The sequence below is a fragment of the Granulicella sp. L56 genome (assembly GCF_009765835.1).
GTDB lineage: Bacteria > Acidobacteriota > Terriglobia > Terriglobales > Acidobacteriaceae > Edaphobacter.
The window spans coordinates 226,490-247,022 of sequence record NZ_LMUS01000006.1; the positions used below are offsets into that span (position 1 = coordinate 226,490).

A 20,533-nucleotide genomic window follows, 5' to 3' on the forward strand; every position below is an offset into this window, starting at 1 on the left:
GATGCTATGAAACTGTTGAATTCGCTGCCAAAGGTGAAGACCGACACACCTATTCTGACGAGCAATCTGTTCCAAGACATCCTCTAGTAAACATCCCTAGTGGCTTCTGAGTGCTGCTAGGGATGCTTAATCTTTGTCGGCTTGGGATACCGCTTACCTGTTTTGGCTTTCTTGGCCTCTGCAAGCCGCCTATCCAATTCTTCTTTGGACACAGACATAATCTTGTCCATTGCCTTATCGAATTTCTCAAACTCTTCTGACGGTTTGGAGGTCATAAGGAACCTCCAGTCCATTCAATTAGGGTAGATGGGTTTTCGAGTGGAACTTCTTTTCTACCCACTTTCAGGTAGCCATCAAAAGGTGTCCACAACACTAGAGAGAGGCTTTTTATCATCTCAAGCGTTAAGGCCGGTAAATCAAGACCTGACTCAACTTTGAAGTGTAACCAACCCTCCGCTGGCAGACCGCGCTTTAGCGGCTGGCTACTATCCATCTCTAAGTCTTTAAGAAGACTCTCTCCCCGCACCCTATATTGAGGTAGTTCTCCCCAATCCAGATCCACCCTACGATAAGCGCTAACATCGTTCAAAGGGCCTTCAAGGTGGTATTGGGATGAAGTACCGACATCAACTAATGCCCTATATTTCGAGATAGCAGTCTCTACCGGAGAATCGTTATGAATGGATACGTGTACAAATACGTCTGATCGGCGTTGTGGAATCACAAACACCTCTTTAATGGCAACATTTAGATTTGGTTTCTCAGTGTGCTTAAGCAATAAAGTGTGTTCATCCTTCCAGACAGAGAAGGTCGCCGTCAGCAGGAATACAACTGCCAAAACCACATTCATTGCTAAAAACCAGTGGTTCGTCTGGTGAGTTTTAGCGATATACGCTGACAATGCAGTAAAGACGGCGCAACTCATAAGTTGCAACCATTTTTTGAGCACGGCAGACAGGTACGTGCCCAACATTTTGAACCAATCTCCCATGCCCCTGATGGTCTCAGCATCGGCACTATACAGTCAAAATTTTGCTGCGTTATAAAACTAATACCCTGTGCTACCGTTTTCATAATCATATGAATGATCTGATCGAGTATCTGAAGTGTGCTTTTGCACCAGCCACTCTTTCCACTTGGTTTCTGGTCGTGCTGGGAATTGTCGCCGGAGTAATAGCGATGCGCACATTGAGGCACATCAAGACACAAGCTGAAGCCGCAACACGAACCCTCATCTCGACATTTAGGCCACACATTCACATCAGAAGAATGCGAATCATGGAGACCGAAGACTCCTTGTTCCTCGAAGTCATTCTTGTTAATAGGGGTGATAGCAATGGACAAGTCACAAACCTGTTCATGAAGATGGAGTGGCATTGGACGCACACCGCAGACGAAACAGAGATCAATACAACCACTTTCGAGCCCTTTGGACTCCTTCCCGGTGAATCCGCCCCGATCAAAATCATTCTGAATGGGGCTTTGGTTTTGTACCGGATATCCGTTATGGACTTCGAGAAGCACGGAACGCAAGGAATGACTCTCAGGTGTGTCGGTGAAATCGCCTACCTTGACGACAACAAAACTCAGCGACAAATCGGCTTTGATCGTAGGTGGAATCACGAGACAAAGCGGTTTATCGCGAGTGATGACCCAGAGGAAGAATTTGCAGATTAAACTCAACAAAACTCCTAAATCGAGAGCATCGTCTTGAGTTTTTTTTGATTGGTTACTCACTTAGCCCCCAATATGGGAGCAGCCTGCCATTTGGCGCAATAAATGCCTGACCGGACTGCTGAGTCAAGTATGTTATTGCCTCTACATCGACCGTTCTCAGTCCGGGGCGGTCCTCACACACTCGTCAACATCCAGATTTGGATTAGTACCGAGATGTCGGCTTCTCGTCAGTAATGGAAAACCAAAGGCAAGTCCCCTTGGGGTCACGAAATACGCTCAAATCGAGGAACCAGACCTCTGCCTCAGCAGAATTAGCCAATTTTGGCGGTTTCAAACCTCTGCCGCGTGACGGCAGAGGTTTCAGGGTTGAGACCGTGGGCACAATAAGGACACATTAACGGTTCCTTGGTGTGCCTAATAGCGCGAATTGGAGCCATCCGTTGCTTGTTTTTTCAGTAAGTTACGGGATTCTGGCTCACTGTCACGGCAGAGGTCGCGGGTTCGAGCCCCGTCGTCCCCGCCATAAACTTAATAGAAACAATGGTTTATGGCATACCTACAGTGACGCTTCTAAAGCGGCCGGTACGGACCGGTACGATGGCTCCGGCACGGCGACTTTTTCCATCAATATCTCAATCTGCTTCTCACTCACCTCGCGTTTATCGGCCGAGACGGCGCGCGTATAAATGTCCAGGGTGATGTGTGAGTTTGCGTGCCTCAGGAGTTCCTGCGCCACCTTCACATCGATCCCCATAGACCGCAGGTTCGACGCGAGCGAATAGCGAAAGCTGTGCCACCCGATCACCTTGTCCGTGACGCCTGCTGCCAGGAGCGCAGGCCTGATGATTTTGGTGAGTACCATATCCGGCGTCAATGGCTTCTTACCATTCAGCCGGATTGACGGAAACAGGAAGTCATCGTCACTGCAATACGGTGACTCATTTCTCCAGTCTGCCAGAACCGCGCAGACGCAGGCATTCAGAGGAACCGACTTCCGGCTCGCCAGTGTTTTCACTCGCCGAAGTAATTGCGCACCTACGGCCCGCGTGACCGACACCTGCATAGTCGCCAAGTCGATGTCTGACCACCGAAGAGCGAACATCTCAGACCGGCGGAGCCCCGTTGATCCCACCAGCATCACCATCGCACGCTCACGCAGAGCGAATGTGGTAGCAGGGCGCGGAACTCATCCGGCGTGAGCACATCTGGTTCTCTCAGTCGAGTTGCCGAACAACGAACCTTGCTCATGAAGTTGAACGTGATCCACTCGTGCCGGATTCCGTGCGTGAAGACGAAGACCGCAGACATTATGTTGCGGATCTTGGTACGCGTTCCTGGTGCGAGAGGAAGGGTATCCAGCCATCCTTCTACAACAACCGTTCTGACCGCCGATAGTCTATGCTCTCCCCCACTTTGGCACAATGTGCAGTTTGAGATAACTGCGATGTGCTTCGATGGTAGCGAATGCTTTCCTCTCTGGCGTCAGTTCGTGCTTCGAATAATGGATAACGAGGTCATTCACCGTCTCCGGCGAACGCACACCTGAGTTAATGGTTGCGCGAAGTGACAATACCGCTTTTTCAGCGTCGCGACGGTGCGCGAAACCTCGTCAACCAATATGCAGCATTCACCAGAGTCATCGCAGATGACGTAGTGAGCAGCTACTCGCCGCGACAGATACAACGATCGATGAACGAAATGCTGCTTGCGACAAACTTTCACCAGCGCAATATCCGAGATACTGTACGTTTGGCCATTGGCTCTGTTCAAACGTCTTTGTACAGAGTTTAATGTTTTTTATTTTGTGGTTTTCCCGCCTCGCCCTTCCGGAGATAGGCTTCCATCAGCTCGATACGAGTCGCGTTGTCCTCTGGCGCCAATTTGGTCGCGGCTTCCAAATTGGTAATCGCGGCATTTGTATCCCCTTGGTCGAGTTGAAGCTTGCCGAGTTGATAATAGATTGCCGGATTGTTCGTTTCTGGCTGCTGCGCCAACTCTTTCAGCAGAGACTGCGCTTCGTCTTTTTGATCAAGAGCAATCAGCGTAAGCGCAAGATTGTATTTCGCATTCTTATCAGCGGGATTCATACGGAGCGCCATGCGTAATTGAACTTCTGCCTTCTGATACTGCTTCTGACCTGCATAGGCTTCCCCAAGAGCAACAGGAACTATGGCAAGACTGGGATCAACTTCCTCCAGATGCTCCAGGCGATCAACGCCTAAGCCCACGTCGCCGGTTTTTACCAGCGATTCTGCATACGCATAGGCGAGCAGTGGGACAATATTCAGTTGAGCCCCCAGGGAGGAAAGCGTATCGATGGCCCCACGGTAATCTGACAGCATGAATTGACTCATGCCAAGAGGGACGCGAGAGCGGGCGTCCTCCGGATGAGCCTGCATGTATCTACCTAGGCAGAGCACAGCTTGATGATAGTCACGGGCGCCAAAAGCTGCCCGGCCCCAGTTGTAATCTAGCCCATCCATCCCCGGGTTCCATTGGGCCGCTTGTTTAAAGTAGCCGGAAGCCGTTGTATAGTCCTCGTCCTGCGCAGTGATAACTCCAAGGTTGTCAAAGCTATCCGCAATGGCAGGCCCAATCTGCTGCTCGAGTCGTTTTACCTTTGCGGCGGCGGCGGGATCGGGTACCGTATCGGTTTTTCGAGAAGGAAATCTTAAAATCGACTTGCCAGCCATGTTGGCAACATCCAGTTTTCTATTCTCAAGCAGCAAGTCCTGGGAGATCTGCAATTCCTTTTTGCTTTCTTCGGTTTTCCCCTCCTTTTTCAGCAAGAGACCTAACTCATAGTGAGCGCCGCGGATCTGGTAATGGTTTCGCGAAGGATCGGTACATACCTGAATTGCCTTGCGCAGCGCAGACTCCTCCTCTGTGGTCCTGCCTAGCTCACTGTACACGTCGCCCAGCAACAGAAATGTATCGTCGCTGTGGGAGTTCAAAGCAGCAGCGCGAGTAAGGTTGCTGACTGCCTCGGGTAGGTGATGTTGATTCATTGCGAGAGAGCCGAGCTCGTAATAGCTAAGAAAATCGTCAGGATGAAGGGAGAGTTCCTTGCGGAACTCCGCCTCAGCCTCGTGAGAGGCGGTGTCCCCCGATCTCCTCAGATAAGAGGCTCCTAGCGAGTAATGGGCGTCGAGAAACGTGTTATTTCTGGCAAGCGTCTTCCGGAACTCCGGAATTGCTTCTTCGGGAAAGTCGGCGTTCCCATAGGCGAGGCCGAACTCCATGTGGATCTGAGCTGTATCGCCAAATTCAGCAAGCATCTTCTTAAAGATCTTTGCCGCATTGTCTTTGTCCAGCATCGCAAGATATGCGCTGGCCAGGGCGTACTGGTTCTCAAAGTTGGGGCTGATGCCTACCGCAGTTGCAAACTGATCCCTGGCTTTCTCGTTGTCGTCCATACCAAGCATCGCCTGACCGAGGAGCCAATGCAGCCTCGCCGTCCGACTGTCTCTGGCGTTTTTTGGAGAAGAATCGACTAATTCCTGTGCCAGATGCTGGGCCTTGAGCATATCGTGCGCGTCTAGCGCTGCCTCGGCGTAGTCCATCGTCAGCGCGGCGTTGTTCGGAGTGAGTGCGAGGGCTTCATCGAAGAGCGGGACCGCTTCCGGATATTCTCCAACCTGTGCCCAGCCGTTTGCAACCCGATGCAACGCCTCGGCGAGAAACAGCTTGTATTGAAACGCAGCTTGCTCCAGGTCGCCCTTTCCCTGCAAGGTCTCCGCTGCATCGTAATGCTCCTGCAGTGGCGACTCTGCCGAATGGATCTTCGAGACGCCTTGACCAGAGACAGCAACGGCAGACAGAAGCAGGGCTACAGCTACGCCGGTGCCATGTGATACCCAACTCTCGAACGATCGATTTATCCACATGCAGTTGTGGCCACTCCAAGGACGCCAACATTTACAACGGTTCGAGATTCACAACTCCGGCCCTGTCCCGAAGTCGTCTTCTGCTTCGGAACTAACAGGCAGAAGCAACAGATTGGCGAGCGACCGTTCTCATCATCGCTCACTTTGGGCTGCTGGGCTTTCATCATGCGGCAAATCTGTATGGATGTGCCACGGAACGCTCTCGGCTGAGATCTCCGGATGGTTATTCAGAAATTTAAGTGACCCGGTGAGTGCTTCCGGATCGGCCTTTTCGGTGATAAGGAGTGCCTGCTCCTGCTCAGCCGGCTTTTTCATGCCCATCCGCCGATAGAGGACTGACAAATTGTAGTGCGCCGCAATGTCGTCCGGGTCGATCACTTCGAGCGCCTGAAACTGCTGTATCGCATGTTCATCATCGTCCCGTTGAAAATAGGTAACGCCCAGCTCTCGTCGAGCGTCGCGCGACTGAGGGTACTGCTGTACCACTTCTTCAAGATCAGCCAACTCCGCGTCGGACTCTCCCGCTCTCCGCTCCAGCAGTGCCCTGTAATAGAGGGCGCGTGCATTGTTCGGACTCAGCGATAGCGCCTTTTCGACAGCGATTCGCGCTGGCTTATACTTCTCCCACTCGGTCTCGGTTAATGCGATATTCGTGTAGCCATCTGCGTAATCTGGTCGCAGATGGGCTACTTCTGAAAATGCGTGGGCCGCCGCGGCATATTGAAGCTGATCAAGATAGCCGATACCGAGGTTGTTCCAGCGCATCCAATCCGGATTATCTCCAGGCTCAGGCGGAACTGAAGGATTATCACCGATTTTCAGCGTCCGGCTGCGCGCCGCCAGCTCCACCACGGGATAGGCAGGATGGTCCTTGCCAAGCACATTATTGATATAACTTTGCCGGAAATGGCGGTAATTTACCTTCGCTGTGATGGTGATGGAGCCTTTGATATCTGCAGGAACGCGGAAGCGGTATCGAACCAGCGTCGACCGCCCAGACTGGATGGTATTGTCATAAGCGACCGAGTGGATCGTCTGGACCTGATGGTTGTCGACAAACTTGCCGTCCTTATCCACGGGCCGGCTGGTAAAGCTGTGCGTGCGCGGATTGAGTTCGCCGCCCGGCTTGAGAAAGCCGCTGTGATAGATATCCTTGCCCTGGGGGTCTTTGACGGTGAATTCCACCCAAGCTTCATATAGATCGCGGACTTCCGGAATCAGCGAGTGTCCTATGTTCTTATTCTGGATTACGACGTACGCGTCGAGGATGTCGTTCGGCTCGATACGAAAAGGCACCGAACCAAGTGGCCCGATGAGTTTCTCTTCATTGGCCTTCTTTATACCGAAGATATCTATATTCAGATAATCCTGGGCCTGGAGAAATCTCAACGTCTTCTCCAATTGCTCATCGAAGCCGTAATAGAACGGAACCCCTGTATTTCCGGCAGCCCAGCTATGCGATGCAAACGTGCCATGCTTCGCTCCATAGTCCGGCAGCGTGTTCGGAGCGCGCTGCATGTGGCAGTTCTGGCAGGTCTTGAAGTCTCCTGTATAAAAAGTCAACGGATTCCGGTGCGAGAATTTCGAGTTCTGCCACTCGTCAAAAGTGACAAATGCGCTCAAGAATTTGTAGTCATTTAGATGCTCCGGCAAGTTCGCCTTATGACATGCGGCGCAGAACTCAGGGGTCCGGTAAAAGCCTTGCATGACGGCCCGGGAATGACGGTCCGTATGATTTAGGCTCTCGTCGTATGGAACCTCTCCAGGGATGCGGTTGCCGTTTTCATCCACCATCACTGACGGAACTCCCATGATAAAACCGCCGTTGCCGCTGGTGGACTTCAGACCCTGTATTGAGTGACAGACCATGCAGGTCACTCCGTTGCCATCGAATTTTCTGTCTACCTGCGAATTTTCAGTGAGAGCGCCGCTGAGCACACCGATCGGGTTGTGACAGCTATCGCAGTGCCGTGAGAATTCAATGCCTTTCGTGTTGTTGACGAGGTTCACGCTGGTGCGGTAAAACGGCTCGCGAAAGGAGTTCGAGTGCAGCGCCTGACGCCACTGGTGATACGCCTCCTGGTGGCAGTGCGCGCAATATGTAGCGTCGGGAAAAGCTCCAGGCTGGATAAAGCCGCCGCCTTGCACCTCAGGGTTGCCTGGCGTGAAGGAAAGATCCTTGCCAAAGCGGTAGTTGTAGCCAGATGCGATCTTTTCCGAGTATTGCTTGCGCCCCGCATCCTGTTGCTGCCCGGATGCAACAGAGCCGAACAGCATGCAGACAAGCATTACACCGGAGAGAGCGGTAGAACCGCACATTAACCGCTTTAGCACGAACTTAGACACCGCCAACGAAAATCGGAATAGAAATGGCATTCGTAGCATCCGCAGTCTCTGATCATCATGAGAAGGTGCGATTTTCACAATGCACTCCTCGGTTTCGAGATGGTTGGCGAGCACTTTACTTTCTCGACGACATTTCCTTCGCGACGCCATCGTAGACGCTGGGTATGACGCCTTTGCCTTCTTCGATGACGAAGTAGCGATTGAGACTCGGTAGATTGACGTGCTCCACCGTACCGGTACTGGCCCAGTGAATTTCGACTGACTCCACAGAAGTAGCCTGTCCGAGACCGAAGTGAAGACGTTGGTCGTTGGAAGACTCATAACTTCCGCCGCTCATCACGTCTCCCCGTTGGCGAATCCCGCCGGCGGTCAGATAGACGGTGGACCCAACTGCATCGCGGGGGCTTCCGGGGCCGCCGACAAGCTGGAGCCCTACCCAATGATTATGGTCGGGATTGACATCGCGCAGCAAAACGGGAGTGTGGTCCATGCAGTTAATCACGACATCAATCTTGCCGTCATTGAATAGATCGCCAAAAGCCGCTCCCCGAGAGGGGAGAACATCGGCGAGCCCTGTACCCTCAACGGCTGGCATCGTGATAAATTTCTGACCATGATCGACATTATGGAAAAGCAGCGGGCGCTCAGCATAGCTGGTTCCCCAGTCATGGTGTTCGACCTCTGGAAACACATGTCCGTTGGCTATAAAAACATCCTTCCAGCCATCATTGTCGTAGTCGATGAACTCCGTGCCCCAGCTCAGAAATGGATAAGTAATTTCATCGATCCCGGTCCTTGAAGTAATTTCGGAAAAATTGCCGTCGCCTTTATTCTCAAACAAGGTGTTGTAGTCGTCCGAGAAAGTCGTGGTGTAGATACCCACTTGCCCAGAATTCCTATAGTCTCCAACCGCCAGTCCCATAGACGCCGTCTCGCGTCCTGACCGGTTTAGCGCAAAGCCGGAATAGTAGCTGGCATCTTCGAAAGTTCCATCGCCTTTATTTATATACAGGTAATTGGAGGAAGAGTCGTTTGCAACCAGCAAATCTACCTTGCCATCGTTATTTATATCGACGAAGGTGGAACTGAACCCATAATAATGATTCGGGTCGCTGACGCCGGCCTTTACGCTCACATCGGTAAATGTTCCGTCGCCATTGTTGTGGAACAGATGGTCAGGCTCGCCTTCCAGTCCCCGCGGACCGCAGCTGACGTTCACCCCGCGATATTGGCAAAAACCAAGGCTGCCTGATCCCGCATGAGGTGGATGCGCCATGTCGTAGTGAACGTATCCGGGCACGAACAGATCCAGGCGCCCGTCTCCATCGTAATCTCCAAAACTCGCACCGGTCGACCAATTACCGAGAGTCACACCTGCTTTTTCCGCAACGTCCGTGAACGTGCCATCGTGGTCATTGCGGTAAAGGCGATTCTTGCCGAAATTCGTCACATATAAGTCTGGCCAGCCGTCGTTGTCATAGTCTCCTACTGCGCAGCCATATCCCCACCGGCCGTTCGTCACCCCGGCAAACGTGGCGACGTTTGTAAACGTGCCATCGTGGTTGTTGTGAAAAAGTGCGGCATGTTGCGGCTCGGTCTTTCCGTCCTGCGCGTCGTAGGTTGAGCCATTCACCAGGTAGATGTCCTGCCAGCCATCATGGTCGTAATCAAGCAGGCAGACGCCGGAACCCGTCTCTTCGATAATATATTTCTTCTGCGGCGTTCCCATGGTGTGGTTCCAGCTTGTCAGGCCCGCCTTCGCTGAAATGTCCTCAAAGATGACCGGACCAGTCTTGACGAACCCGCCGGCCGTGATGGGCCGGTGCTCTGAATCGAGTACAGGCGCGAATACTCCTGCAGTAGACGAACCTCCCTGCTGCTTCGCAGCCGGAGCATCCGCGCTCTGAGCTGTGGTTTGAATTGTCTGTTCGCTCACCTGACCAGATGCGGATGAAAAAGAAATAACGATTGCCCCGGCAAATGCCCACACGCGCAACTGCCTCCAGCCAAGCCCTTTACTCATAGACAGTGTCCTTTGCTCTGCACTAAATCGTATCAGTATGAAGAAATAGAGCACATCGTCCAAAAGGTTGATTTTTCTGTTAGGCGTCCTTCCCGGGGCGAAGAGTCTAGTGCTGTGCTTGAGCGATCTTTCCGTCAGGCGCCCTCGTTCATGACGTCGACGCACGAGGATTTCGATGAATCAAAGCGATCGATACTGAGCGCAGTCTTCTACGTTCAGTTGCTGCATTTGGAGCGACCACAACGGTCGTCGGCTTTAAAATCGCGTAGGGAGAACCCGCTTTGGTTTCTCCCTTACGCCCTCATGCCGCTATATTCCGGCCTCCGCTCGAAGAACTCTAACTCTGCAAACGATCAAGACCGAGAACGAGAAGAATCGCTTCTGTGACGACCCCCTTGCGCAGAGGCCCTTGCATGCTCGTTCCCTGCAGAGAAAGGCCCGTGGTCAACGCCATAATGATGTCGGCAAGATCTTTCGGAGCTGATGGCGGAGTTCGACCAACCTTGGCAAACAGTCTGATCACCAATCCAGCCATGGTGTCCCGATGAGTGCGATGCAGTTTGGCATACGTCTTCGCAAATGTCTTATCGCGGCACGCTTGTAGTTGGAACTCCGCAGAAAGTAAGCCGAAGTCGAAGTCAGAGCCACGTCCGGTTTCAGAGTTACGGATCAGCGACAGAAGTTCCGACGCGGGAATGTCCTGCGCAAGAAGCTGAGCCAAAGCTTCAATCTCTCGCCGCTTGTGGGTGTCGAGAAGCTCCAGAAAGATCGCTTCCTTGCTCTCAAAGTTGGAGTAGAACGCTCCCTTGGAGTAGCCTGCGCGCTCCGCAATCAGATCGACAGACGCGCCTTCATAGCCGCCCCTTGCAAACAATTGAGCTGCTGACTCCAAAAGCCTTGTCCGGGTTTCCAGCCGGCTCTCCTGTCGGGTTAATCTCTGCTTGATCGCTTTAGGCACGTTCTCAGAATAACGCACAAAAACTATTTGCAACTTAAATACCTATTGGTATATATATACTGTATAGAATTATAAGGACGATTACGGATACCGCAAGCTCGGCGTGACCGGATCAGCCAACAACTGACGCGAGGAGTTTTTATGGAAAGAACATGGTTTATCACCAGTGCTAACAGCGGCTTTGGCCGTCCGTTATCAGAACGGCTTCCGGAACGCGGTCATCGCGGCGCCGCGACCGTGCACAAACCGGACGCACATCAGGACTCCCAGAGGGTCATCGCCAATGGCTAAAACAATCTTGATAACCGGCGCCTCTAGCGGTATCGGACGAGCTACCGCGCTTTATTTCGCTGCAAAAGGCTGGAATGTAGCCGCAACCCTGCGCGACCCTCTCAAGGCGGATCCCGTGCTTCAGCATCCGCAAATCAGCTTGTTCGCACTGGATGTGACGAATGCAGATTCCATTGCACAAGCGATAAGCAATACGTTGAATCGTTACAAAAAAGTTGATGTGCTGCTGAACAACGCAGGCTACGGTTTGTTCGGTCCGCTTGAAGCAATAGAGAGTCAGCAAATCCAACAGCAATTTGCGACGAATCTATTCGGCCTAATCGGGGTCACGCAGCAAATTCTTCCAGTCATGCGGGACGCGGGCGAAGGTTTGATTATCAATGTCTCTTCCATTGTTGGGCGTTTAGCTCTGCCCTACGCCTCGTCATACGTTGCGACAAAGTTCGCGGTAGAAGGGTTGAGCGAATCGATGCGCTACGAGTTGGAGCCGTTTCGCATCCGCGTAAAGATGATCGAACCCGGCAGCATCAGTACCGAATTTGGCAAGGGCAGCAAGCAGATAGCAGTGAGTGACCCGTACAAGACAAGCATGAACAAATTTTTGGCTGTATTTGCAAAAGGAAGCTCTGCAGGCGCCAAGCCAGAGGAGGTGGCGAAAGTTATTTTCCGTGCTGCGAATGATCGGAGCAATCGGTTACGTTACCTCGCTAAACCCGGCCCATTTTTTTGGATGAATCGGATTTTGCCTGATGCCGTGTGGCGGCGGTTGATGGTGAAAGCAATGGTGAAATAGGCAGATCGCTAGACGGTGTGGAGGTCAAATGTCGGTTGTGAAAAATTCCATCATGAGACTTGTAGGTGAAAGGATTGGGTCGGTCGCGCGTGTAGACGCTGTCATTCGCGTGTTGGCCATGCGTAGTTGCGTCAATGCTTGGAGCTTCTCTGCATCACGGTTTCCCTGCTGTAACCGGAGAGAAGTGGTGCAAGGTGTTTAATCCCGGCATTTGATGGTGCATACTTTTCGCAAGAGTGGAAGGAGGCATTATGGGACTGGTTCTTCACCGAAGCGCGACAACGACAGAGGCGATCCGTCGAGCGATACAACATAGTCGAGAGAGTATGAGGGCTCTGGCCCGCCGTCACGGCATCAACCCGAAGACCGTCGCCAAGTGGAAGAAGCGCGAGTCCACGACGGATCGCAGGACCGGGCCCATCGTTCCCAGGTCGACGGTTTTGTCGGTCGAACAGGAAGCCATCATCGTAGCGTTTCGCAAGCACACACTGTTGCCGCTCGACGACTGCCTCTACGCTCTCCAGGCCACGATCCCTCAGCTCACCCGATCGTCTCTTCACCGTTGCCTGGAACGCCATGGCATCAGCCGTCTGCCTGACCTCGAAGGCGACAAGCCCAGGAGGAAGAAGTTCGACATCTATCCGATTGGCTTCTTCCACATCGACCTGGCCGAAGTGAGAACCGCTGAAGGCAGGCTCTACCTGTTCGTGGCCATCGACCGCACCTCGAAGTTCGCTGTCGTCGAACTGGTGGAAAAGGCCTATACGCGGGCTGCCGTTGCCTTCGTCGAAGCGCTCATCGAAGCCGTTCCGTACCGCATCCACACCGTGCTCACCGACAACGGCATCCAGTTCGCCGATCTGCCGAAGAACCGGCAGGGGCCAACCGCGCGCTTCCGTGGCCACCCCTTCGACCGTACCTGCTATATCCACGGAATCGAACATCGGTTGACCAAGCCCAACCATCCCTGGACCAACGGGCAGGTCGAACGCATGAACAGAACCATCAAAGACGCTACCGTGAAGCGCTACTTTTACGACACCCATCACCAACTCAAAGCGCACTTGGCAGACTTCCTGGCGGCCTACAACTTCGCCCGAAGACTCAAGACCCTCAAGGGGCTCACACCCTACGAATATCTTTGCAAACTCTGGACGCAAACCCCAGACACATTTACTCTCAACCCAATCCATCAAATGCCGGGACTAAACACCTAGCAGACGGTTTAGCAGATTGGTCTTCGCCAGGTCGATGATGGCGTCTCCGCGTCCGTTCAGGACACTCTTGGTCAGATAGAGCCCAAATCCGAGAACCTGGCTTGGTGTGATCGTCGCAGGCATGGAGAGCTCCTGCCGATGTACGAGCACGTCCACCAGCGCCGGCCCGTCATGCGCGAAGGCTTGTTCAAGCGCCGGCTTCAACTCCTCAGCTTGAGTTACGCGAACTCCGAAGAGGCCACACGCTTCCGCCACCTTACTGAAGTCTGGATTCTTCAGGCCCGTGCCGAAAGGCACGATACCTGCAGCAATCATCTCAACTTCAACAAATGCGAGAGCGTTGTTGTGGAAGACGACAATCTTCACCGGGAGCTTGTTCTGGACCGCAGTGAGCAGCTCCCCCATCAACATTGCCAAGCCTCCATCTCCAGAGAGGCTAATCACTTGTCTTTGAGGAAATGTAGCTTGCGCTCCTAAGGCCTGCGGCAACGCGTTGGCCATCGAACCATGGGAAAACGAACCGATCCACATTGGCCGAGACTACCGCACTCATCGCCTCTTTCAGCGAACCCGCTCCGCTTGAAGAGACTCTGGCTGAGAAGTTCGCAGCGTCTGCTGCCGTGGTGACGCGCAAGAGGTCGTGCTTCTTCAGGTCCTGCGCCGAGTAACCACAGAGCCGCTGCTTGACCTGCTCTGCAAATCGATTGAGGTCTTCGTCGACCTGGACATTGAGGCGCGGAAGGATCTCTACTAGATCAAAGACGTTGGTCACCAGAGAGGCATGGAAACGCGACTCGGGTTCGTTCAGCCGATCGACCATATGGGAGACCACCTCACGCAACCTCTTCCACAGGTCCTCGGTGCCGCAAGCCAACGATTGGCGCACATTCGCGTCAATCTCGCGGGAGACACGAGCCTGCTCCTCTGCCGACATCTGGACCCGGAAGTCCGCTCCCGAGGGGATGGGCAGAATCTCGAGCTTCACGCCGAACTTCGTTCGCAACTTCTCGGCGGACGGATAGTCCTCCTCCCGAAAGAGCCCGTTCAGTTCCGGACGCACCTGATCGATGTACTGCGGATAGACCGCGAGGAAGCTCTCCACTCCCTGCTCGAAGCTCGCCTCGAACTCCCGCATCCGCTCCATCAGGTCGAAGTAGAAGTTCGACGGCAACAGGCGAAAGCCTTCGTCGGACCAGGGGAGAGTGATCTTGTAGAAGTGCTGCCTTATCTGGCCAGCCAGCGTCCGCAGGTCGTCCAGCTTGTCTGCACCGCGCAAGAGCTGCTTGTTGTAGCGTCCGGCGCTCTGATGCGCTCCATGTTGATAAGCGACGTCGCGACTGATCTTGCGATCGTGTTTGACGGCCGTCCAGATGCTGATGTGGATGGCCGCGAGCATAGCGCGTTCGGGGATCATTGCAATACCTCCCGGTATTTCACGCCGAACTGGATGAACTCCGGCGTGTGGGTGATAGCGACCTCTCGTGCGGCCGCGTCGCGGACGGCCATAACGCGCATCTCGGTCGGCATGCGGTCGAGGTAGGTAATCCCTCTGCCGATGGAGTTGTCCGTCATGACACGGCCCAGCGCCGTGGCGACCGCAATCTGTGCGGAGGTCTCCGTGGGGACCGGGGCTGTCGCTGGATTAAGGAGGATCTCGTCGATGGAAGGCAACTGACGGAAGTGCCGGAGAAATCCGATAAGCTCCGAAGCCGCTCCTTCACCGACCGTTCCATCGAGTAGTTGCGCTTCGAACTCGCTGGTGCCCGAGAGCAGCAATGCGTTCCGATGTTTGGCGACGCCGCACAGGACGTTCGAGGCCATCTCCCAGGATCGCGGAGTGGGCCATGCGTTGGCGTCGGCCATCGTGTCGGCCGCGTGCAGCAGATCCGGCTTGAACCGCAGAAACGCGATGATCTCTGGGCGGATGCGGGCCTTGACTGCCCACTTGCACCAATCGTCCAGGTCCGCCTCGAGTTCGAGATGCACGAACCGATTACGCAGGGGACGCGGCATCGCGAAATGGACGCCTCGTTCCGAGGCTGGATTGCCGGCAGCGATGACTACCCACCCGTCGGGCAGGACGTATTCGCCGAGCTTGCGATCGAGAACGAGTTGATAGCATCCGGCCTGCGTCATCTGTGGAGCGGAGGTCAGTTCGTCGAGAAAGAGAATGCCCTTGCCGGTGGTGGGCAGGAACTTTGGAGGCACCCATTCGGTCTGGTCCGACGCAATCCGCGGCAGCCCGCGCAGGTCGACTGGGTCGAGTTGCACGGCCCGTACGTCGAGAAAGTCGAAATCGAGGTCGCGGGCGACCTGCCCGACGATCTGCGATTTGCCGACGCCGCATGGTCCCCAGATATGCAGGGGCACACGCTCGTCGATGAGCGCATGAAGCGCTTCATGGAGCTTAGAGGGTTTCATGGCTTTCCTTGTGATGATTGGATGAGAGGAGTAAGTAATTTAATCTAAATGACTTATACGGAATCGAAGCCAAGCCGATCTCTGGGAGGCCAGGATGGACCGGGGCAAGGTCAATCGGATTCGTATGATCAGCAATTGGAATGAAGGGCTCCAGCGAATCAGGGCTAACTGGGTCGTGGCAAGGTTCCATAATCGCGAAGAATCTCGATATCGCCGTCGCTGGTCGTCAGATGACGCATTCTAAATTCAACCGTCGGTATTGGCTCGATAAAGAGAAATGTGCCGTCCTTGAATCGGATTTCGAAGCCTTGCCACCCTCTCGCTTCTTCCGCATGGCGGATGGAATCGACGATTTTGCCCGCGGCTTCCAGGTAAATCCTCCCGGCGGTGATTTCGTTCGGAGTTGAAGGCGGCAGAGATGTCGGCTCGTCACCTACTAGGCAGTATCGACATATAGATTGAGTGCAAGTGATTGATTAATATAGAAGCTGTCATCCTGAGCGGAGCCTCTCGCAGTTTTATCGCGTGAGGCGGAGTCGAAGGACCTGCGGTCGGCAGGTGATGCCAAGATTTTCTCCGCTATTTCCCACCCGTTCGATCCGTCCCGTCTCGTTTCTATATGTCGATACTGCCTAGCTCATCCACCGCGGCTCGAACAACCGCCCCGCAATGCACCGCCATAGGCGCGGCGGAGCCTCGACAGACAGAGGCGATCTGTTTGAGCGCTCGAAGCAGTGTTGGAGCGGACATCAGGAGCGGCCGGATCGCAGACCATTCTGCGGAGCGTTCTTCGTAGTCACGGTCCCGTCTGCCTCCCTGAAACGCGTCCTCGGCCCAATCTTCGAGAAATTGATCGGGCAGACCGAGAAGCCTGTCCACGTCGGCGCTCGAACAAGAATAGATAGTGAGCATCTGTTTTCCTTTCAGTAACTTCTTGACTGACGGTCTACCGAACGAAATGCCTGTAGTCCGCTGTGGCCCAGTTCGTGACGGCGATCTGATTAGCCCAAGGTCAGGGTGTAATATTGCCGATATTGCCGCTTTAGTGTACGATTGTGACAGTATTGGCAGGAGGCGAAGGTGAGCTCATCCATCACTAATCCGAAATCAAGAGGCGCCGGTGACACGCTCGCCTTGGACCTGGCTCTTCCCGAAGGGACCAATCCTGCGATTTTGCGGTCGGTCCGCCAAGGGATCGCCCAAGCCGTCCACCTCGTTCTCAGCACCCGGCAGACAGCCATCCTGGAACAAGCAGACCAACTTGCCGGACTTGTGAGTGGTTTGATCGAGCCCGACCTCGGCCTGGTTGAGGAACGTATCGATCGGATGGAGACCATTCGGACGATGTTTCATGGAGGGGAGTGGCTCAGCAACGAGATGCTTAATCAATTGCAGTCGGAGCCACCCTCGAACCGATCCATGCCGGCCAGCGACTGGAAGCGCCGCGGGCGGATCTTCAGCGTCAACTTCGGCGGGAAGGAGTACTTCCCACGCTACGAATTTGACACTCTATACCAGCCTCTGCCGGTGATCCGGGACATCTTGAAGGCCTTTGGCCCGGTGGCGGATTCGTGGAAGCTCGCTGCGTGGTTTCACTTCCCCAACGGATGGATCGTTGAACCCGGACCAGAGGGTCCGACTCCGGTAGCTCCCAAAGACGCTCTGGATCGACGTGAGGACCTGCTCAACGCTCTCAAGAAGCGGCAAGGGAGCTATGTAGCATGATCTGTGGACTACCGGTACCCGGCCCGTCAGAGGCATTTACCGCGGTCTCCGTGAAGCACTCCGACGTCGCGGTCTGGTTCCATGTGTACAGCACGAAGAACTATCCCACCCATGCAGGCTCCTTTTCCCTGGGATGGGGCGACACCCGTTTCGCTCCCATCCATGCCGAAGGCGGGACGTGGCTGCATACCTACTACGTGGCCAGCACGCCGGAGTGCGCTTACATCGAGTCGGTGCTGCATGACATTCCGCTCCATCCCTCTGGGTCCTTCGATGAGGACGAGCTTCGGCATTACCATCTGGCGGGGGTGGTCCTTCCTGAGCCGCTCGAATGTGTGAGCTTCCACACGCCCTATTTGCCTGCTCTCCAAAATCTCACTCGCGCTCAGTTGATCGACAGCCTGCCGGCTTGCTACGAGGAGACGAGAGCATGGTCTCAAGCGGCCTATCTGCAGTGCCCCGATGCGCAGGCTCTGGCCTATGGATCGCGAAGAGATGACGCGGGGCGTTGCCTCATGCTTTTCGGCCAACGCATGCCTGCCCCTCCGTTGACAGTCGTTTCGGACGAACCGTTGGCGCTGGAGCCGAGACGCTCAGAGATCATCGCTCTGATTCGCCGACTGAAGATCCACAAGATTTAGCTCGGTCTTCTCTCGCGTCGGCCATGTCAGAGTTCGTTGAGAAACTCAGTTCAAGAGACTCGATGATGGAACGAATGCTCGCGCTCTTACTTCCAGAATCGGAATTGTGCATTGCGAAGCCGCCCAGGCGAGATGAAGCGCTTCCGTCAGTTTGCGGCGTCGAGCACGTCTGTGATTTTCTTGAGGTGGCATGCCATCATCGGGTAGTTCATAGATTCATCTGTTTGGAGACAGAAGCCACGATGTCAACATTTTCAGATCAATTCTCCGTTGCACTTCCATACGGGCAGTACCTTGCGAACGGTACTGAAGAGCAGCAGCGCCGCTGGACGCAGGTCTACGACATTGCAGGGCTCGATGCAACTCAACAGGAGTTCATCGCCGGCTTCGAGCGGGAGATGAAGATTCTTGTTCATTCCGGCATCTGGTGCGAAGATTGTGTCGAGCAGTGTCCGCTGATCCAGCGGACCGCCGAAGCCAATCCTGCAAAGATCAATGTGCATTTCTGGAACGCGAGATGAATACGGAGCTCAGCCAAGAGTTGCGCATCAACGGAGGAAGCCGAGTTCCCGTTGTTCGTTTTTACTCCGAAGATGATGTCTGGTGCGCCACGGCAGGAGACCGAACGCTCAATCGATATCGCGCGCTTGCGCTGAAGCGCCTTGGGCCAAGCTGTCCGACTGGCATTCTTCCGCCCGAGAAGGCGAAGTGGAAGCGACAGTCGCCGACTGGCTCAACGAGGTGGAGCGTGTGCAACTCATGCTTCGACGCACCCGCGGCTGCGCGAAAAATATCAGGACTAGGGCGTTCCACCCCAACGAGCCAAAAGCGCGCTCGTCGGGGACCCCGGTTTGCCCCAGGCTGGTATAGAGCGGGCCTTTGGCCCTTGTGTAAGTGAGGCCCAAAGTTGGTATAGAGCTCGCTTTTGGCCCTTGGTTTGGGATGCGAATTCAAGAGTCACCACGCTCGTTTGCCGTCTGTGTTGCTGCTGTTGCATCAGCACCCCCTTCCCCCCTACTTAAGTCCTAAAGTCTTCGAAAAAAAGGACCTAAGTCCGGACTTCGGTTCGGACTTAGGTTAAATGAAAAGGCCCGGCGAGTGCCGGGCCTCTCTCTTTTTCCTTCTGATTTAATTATACCGGGGCTGTCAATAGGCTGGAGCTGTGGCGGTGGCCAGTCTCTGGATTGGGGTGCTTCTACGACTCTATTTTTGAACGTAGCTGGGATCGATCGCTTGATGGACGGTCTGGGAGAAGTCGGTCCAGGAACAGGAAAGATCCTGCCGGCTACAGCCGGGGAGAAAGACGGGCACACGGCTCGGCGGGTTGGCGGGGGAGAGGGTCGCGGCGGCGCGCATCTGCTCGAGGGTCTGCGCGGTGAAGTAGACGCGCACGGAGTAACGACCGGAGGTGGGGTCTTTCCATAGCTCGAAGACAAGCGCGCTGCCGGGAGGGGTATCGTCGCGACGGTCGTCGGCGATCCATGTGAGGTTGAGCAGGCCTGCGATGTTGGAGAGATTCGTGTCGTGGCCGACGAGGAAGAGAGCGCGATCTGCCGGCCGGGATACGGCACCCGGAACGGCGCGGCAGGTGGCGGCCTGCTCGAGCGATCTTTCAATGTGGTCGAGCAGGTTGGATGCCTGTGCCTGGGCGATGACAGGGGTGCGTTGCGCAAAGTCGGATGCAACGGTGTGGAGGCCGATGAGAGAGCGGAGTTTTATGCCATCGACGCAGCCCCAGCCCACATCTGCGGCGTCCATGCCTTGTGTGTATTCGAGGAGAATGTTTTCGGTGAGCGTGGCAGCGGTATTGATGGGACCGCGCAGTTCGGCGAGATGGTCGCCTTTTGCGGTCGTAATGCTTGCCGGAAGGGTAAGGATTGAAGTGCGTTTCGATGACGGAGCGGAGGGCGATGCACCGCAAGTGGCGAGGATGTTGTCAAAAGCGGCGAGCTGTTGATCGTTGGCAGTGGTGAGGTTATTGGGATCGCCACCGACGCGCCCGGCAATCGCGGCAGCAGCAAGCGCGGAGTTTAAGGGGCCGAGCTTTGCAGGAACAGGGTGAAAGAGCGCGTCGTTCGTTCCTTCAGGCAGGGATTGCACCCGAGCATTGCAGCCGGGAAACAGGCCTTCGGAGAGTGCGTTGCCAGTCTCGCGGGTGCGTTGGTCAGAGTCGGCGTAGATGGTCACGCTGGAGGCCGCTTCGCATCCCTGCGCGCTGAGGAGCCCTTCGCTTGCGAGTTGGGCGCGGTCGTAGGCGCCGAAGAGCTTCATCAGGGTGTAGCCGTGAGCAGTGAGATAGCCGGGCTTGACATCCCATGCGGGCCAGGGCGCGGCTGAGTAGATGCTGTATTGAGAAGCCTTGCCTGTAGGCGACCGAACTCCATGGCGGCTGAGGTAGACGACAAACGCTAGGTTCGCGGCATCCTTATTCTGCGAAGGAGAAGGAACAGTCTGCGCGACAAGAGGCGCACAGAGAAAGGCAACTAGGGTGATGGACAGAAGGCATCGCGTCATGAGGTTCCTTGAATCTGAGATGCCGAAGCACCACTAAGAG

The 20,533-nt window shown here is 54.8% G+C and carries 19 protein-coding genes; 7 read left to right on the top strand and 12 right to left on the bottom strand.

Annotated elements, in window-relative coordinates; genetic code table 11:
- Nucleotides 1-116 precede the first annotated feature (116 nt).
- Both GSQ81_RS08815 and GSQ81_RS08820 read right to left on the bottom strand, forming a co-directional pair.
- Nucleotides 117-275, bottom strand: coding sequence for a hypothetical protein (locus tag GSQ81_RS08815; protein WP_158910413.1), 159 nt, complete (start codon nt 273-275; stop codon nt 117-119).
- Entirely contained in the window at nt 272-973 is a 702-nt protein-coding gene (locus tag GSQ81_RS08820) for a hypothetical protein (protein ID WP_158910414.1), read from the bottom strand. Before GSQ81_RS08820 ends, GSQ81_RS08815 begins: the two co-directional genes overlap by 4 nt.
- 107 nt (nt 974-1,080) lie before the next feature.
- On the opposite strand from GSQ81_RS08820, the gene GSQ81_RS08825 reads away from it, so the two are divergent.
- Nucleotides 1,081-1,677: a hypothetical protein gene (locus tag GSQ81_RS08825; RefSeq protein WP_158910415.1), complete on the top strand. Its 597-nt coding sequence runs from the start codon at nt 1,081-1,083 to the stop codon at nt 1,675-1,677.
- Nucleotides 1,678-2,233: 556 nt separating this feature from the next.
- Here GSQ81_RS08825 and GSQ81_RS08830 read toward each other — a convergent pair.
- The 5 genes from GSQ81_RS08830 to GSQ81_RS08850 form a co-directional block, all read right to left on the bottom strand.
- The gene (locus GSQ81_RS08830) at nt 2,234-2,836 is read right to left on the bottom strand and encodes a site-specific integrase (protein ID WP_256369687.1); all 603 of its coding nucleotides are present in this window, start codon (nt 2,834-2,836) and stop codon (nt 2,234-2,236) included.
- A gap of 628 nt (nt 2,837-3,464) precedes the next feature.
- Nucleotides 3,465-5,564, bottom strand: coding sequence for a tetratricopeptide repeat protein (locus GSQ81_RS08835; RefSeq protein WP_158910417.1), 2,100 nt, complete (start codon nt 5,562-5,564; stop codon nt 3,465-3,467).
- 132 nt (nt 5,565-5,696) lie between these two features.
- On the bottom strand, nt 5,697-7,940 hold the full coding sequence (locus GSQ81_RS08840; RefSeq protein ID WP_254060090.1) for a tetratricopeptide repeat protein: 2,244 nt from the start codon (nt 7,938-7,940) through the stop codon (nt 5,697-5,699).
- Between the two features lie 85 nt (nt 7,941-8,025).
- Nucleotides 8,026-9,933 (bottom strand): CRTAC1 family protein, encoded by a 1,908-nt coding sequence (locus GSQ81_RS08845; protein WP_158910418.1) that lies wholly within the window; start codon nt 9,931-9,933, stop codon nt 8,026-8,028.
- A 337-nt stretch (nt 9,934-10,270) separates the two neighbouring features.
- Complete coding sequence (locus GSQ81_RS08850; RefSeq protein ID WP_158910419.1) at nt 10,271-10,909, bottom strand: TetR/AcrR family transcriptional regulator; 639 nt, start codon at nt 10,907-10,909, stop codon at nt 10,271-10,273.
- Between the two features lie 265 nt (nt 10,910-11,174).
- Here GSQ81_RS08850 and GSQ81_RS08855 point away from each other — a divergent pair, with 265 nt between their 5' ends.
- Both GSQ81_RS08855 and GSQ81_RS08860 read left to right on the top strand, forming a co-directional pair.
- On the top strand, nt 11,175-11,975 hold the full coding sequence (locus GSQ81_RS08855) for an SDR family oxidoreductase (protein ID WP_158910420.1): 801 nt from the start codon (nt 11,175-11,177) through the stop codon (nt 11,973-11,975).
- Between the two features lie 251 nt (nt 11,976-12,226).
- Complete coding sequence (locus tag GSQ81_RS08860) at nt 12,227-13,192, top strand: IS481 family transposase (protein WP_158910421.1); 966 nt, start codon at nt 12,227-12,229, stop codon at nt 13,190-13,192.
- Here the strand turns inward: GSQ81_RS08860 and GSQ81_RS08865 are convergent.
- Genes GSQ81_RS08865 through GSQ81_RS08875 form a run of 3 tightly spaced genes read right to left on the bottom strand, consistent with a single transcriptional unit; the run spans nt 13,181 to nt 15,613 of the window.
- Nucleotides 13,181-13,723: a thiamine pyrophosphate-dependent enzyme gene (locus tag GSQ81_RS08865; RefSeq protein ID WP_158910422.1), complete on the bottom strand. Its 543-nt coding sequence runs from the start codon at nt 13,721-13,723 to the stop codon at nt 13,181-13,183. The genes GSQ81_RS08860 and GSQ81_RS08865 overlap by 12 nt on opposite strands.
- Nucleotides 13,629-14,606: a hypothetical protein gene (locus tag GSQ81_RS08870; RefSeq protein WP_158910423.1), complete on the bottom strand. Its 978-nt coding sequence runs from the start codon at nt 14,604-14,606 to the stop codon at nt 13,629-13,631. Before GSQ81_RS08870 ends, GSQ81_RS08865 begins: the two co-directional genes overlap by 95 nt.
- Complete coding sequence (locus GSQ81_RS08875; RefSeq protein WP_158910424.1) at nt 14,603-15,613, bottom strand: AAA family ATPase; 1,011 nt, start codon at nt 15,611-15,613, stop codon at nt 14,603-14,605. The genes GSQ81_RS08870 and GSQ81_RS08875 overlap by 4 nt, the downstream gene beginning before the upstream one ends.
- Before the next feature lie 140 nt (nt 15,614-15,753).
- On the opposite strand from GSQ81_RS08875, the gene GSQ81_RS08880 reads away from it, so the two are divergent.
- On the top strand, nt 15,754-16,020 hold the full coding sequence (locus GSQ81_RS08880; RefSeq protein ID WP_158910425.1) for a hypothetical protein: 267 nt from the start codon (nt 15,754-15,756) through the stop codon (nt 16,018-16,020).
- A gap of 208 nt (nt 16,021-16,228) precedes the next feature.
- Here GSQ81_RS08880 and GSQ81_RS08885 read toward each other — a convergent pair whose 3' ends face one another.
- Complete coding sequence (locus GSQ81_RS08885) at nt 16,229-16,525, bottom strand: hypothetical protein (RefSeq protein WP_158910426.1); 297 nt, start codon at nt 16,523-16,525, stop codon at nt 16,229-16,231.
- A 168-nt stretch (nt 16,526-16,693) separates the two neighbouring features.
- Between GSQ81_RS08885 and GSQ81_RS08890 the strand changes: the two genes are divergently transcribed.
- The 3 genes from GSQ81_RS08890 (at nt 16,694) to GSQ81_RS08900 (ending at nt 18,500) form a co-directional block, all read left to right on the top strand.
- Nucleotides 16,694-17,338: a hypothetical protein gene (locus GSQ81_RS08890; protein ID WP_158910427.1), complete on the top strand. Its 645-nt coding sequence runs from the start codon at nt 16,694-16,696 to the stop codon at nt 17,336-17,338.
- Nucleotides 17,335-17,979, top strand: a complete 645-nt coding sequence (locus tag GSQ81_RS08895) for an RES domain-containing protein (protein ID WP_158910428.1) — start codon at nt 17,335-17,337, stop codon at nt 17,977-17,979. The genes GSQ81_RS08890 and GSQ81_RS08895 overlap by 4 nt, the downstream gene beginning before the upstream one ends.
- Nucleotides 17,980-18,041: 62 nt before the next feature.
- The gene (locus tag GSQ81_RS08900; RefSeq protein ID WP_158910429.1) at nt 18,042-18,500 is read left to right on the top strand and encodes a thioredoxin family protein; all 459 of its coding nucleotides are present in this window, start codon (nt 18,042-18,044) and stop codon (nt 18,498-18,500) included.
- A 682-nt stretch (nt 18,501-19,182) separates the two neighbouring features.
- Here GSQ81_RS08900 and GSQ81_RS08905 read toward each other — a convergent pair.
- Complete coding sequence (locus tag GSQ81_RS08905) at nt 19,183-20,493, bottom strand: histidine-type phosphatase (protein ID WP_158910430.1); 1,311 nt, start codon at nt 20,491-20,493, stop codon at nt 19,183-19,185.
- Nucleotides 20,494-20,533 lie beyond the last annotated feature (40 nt).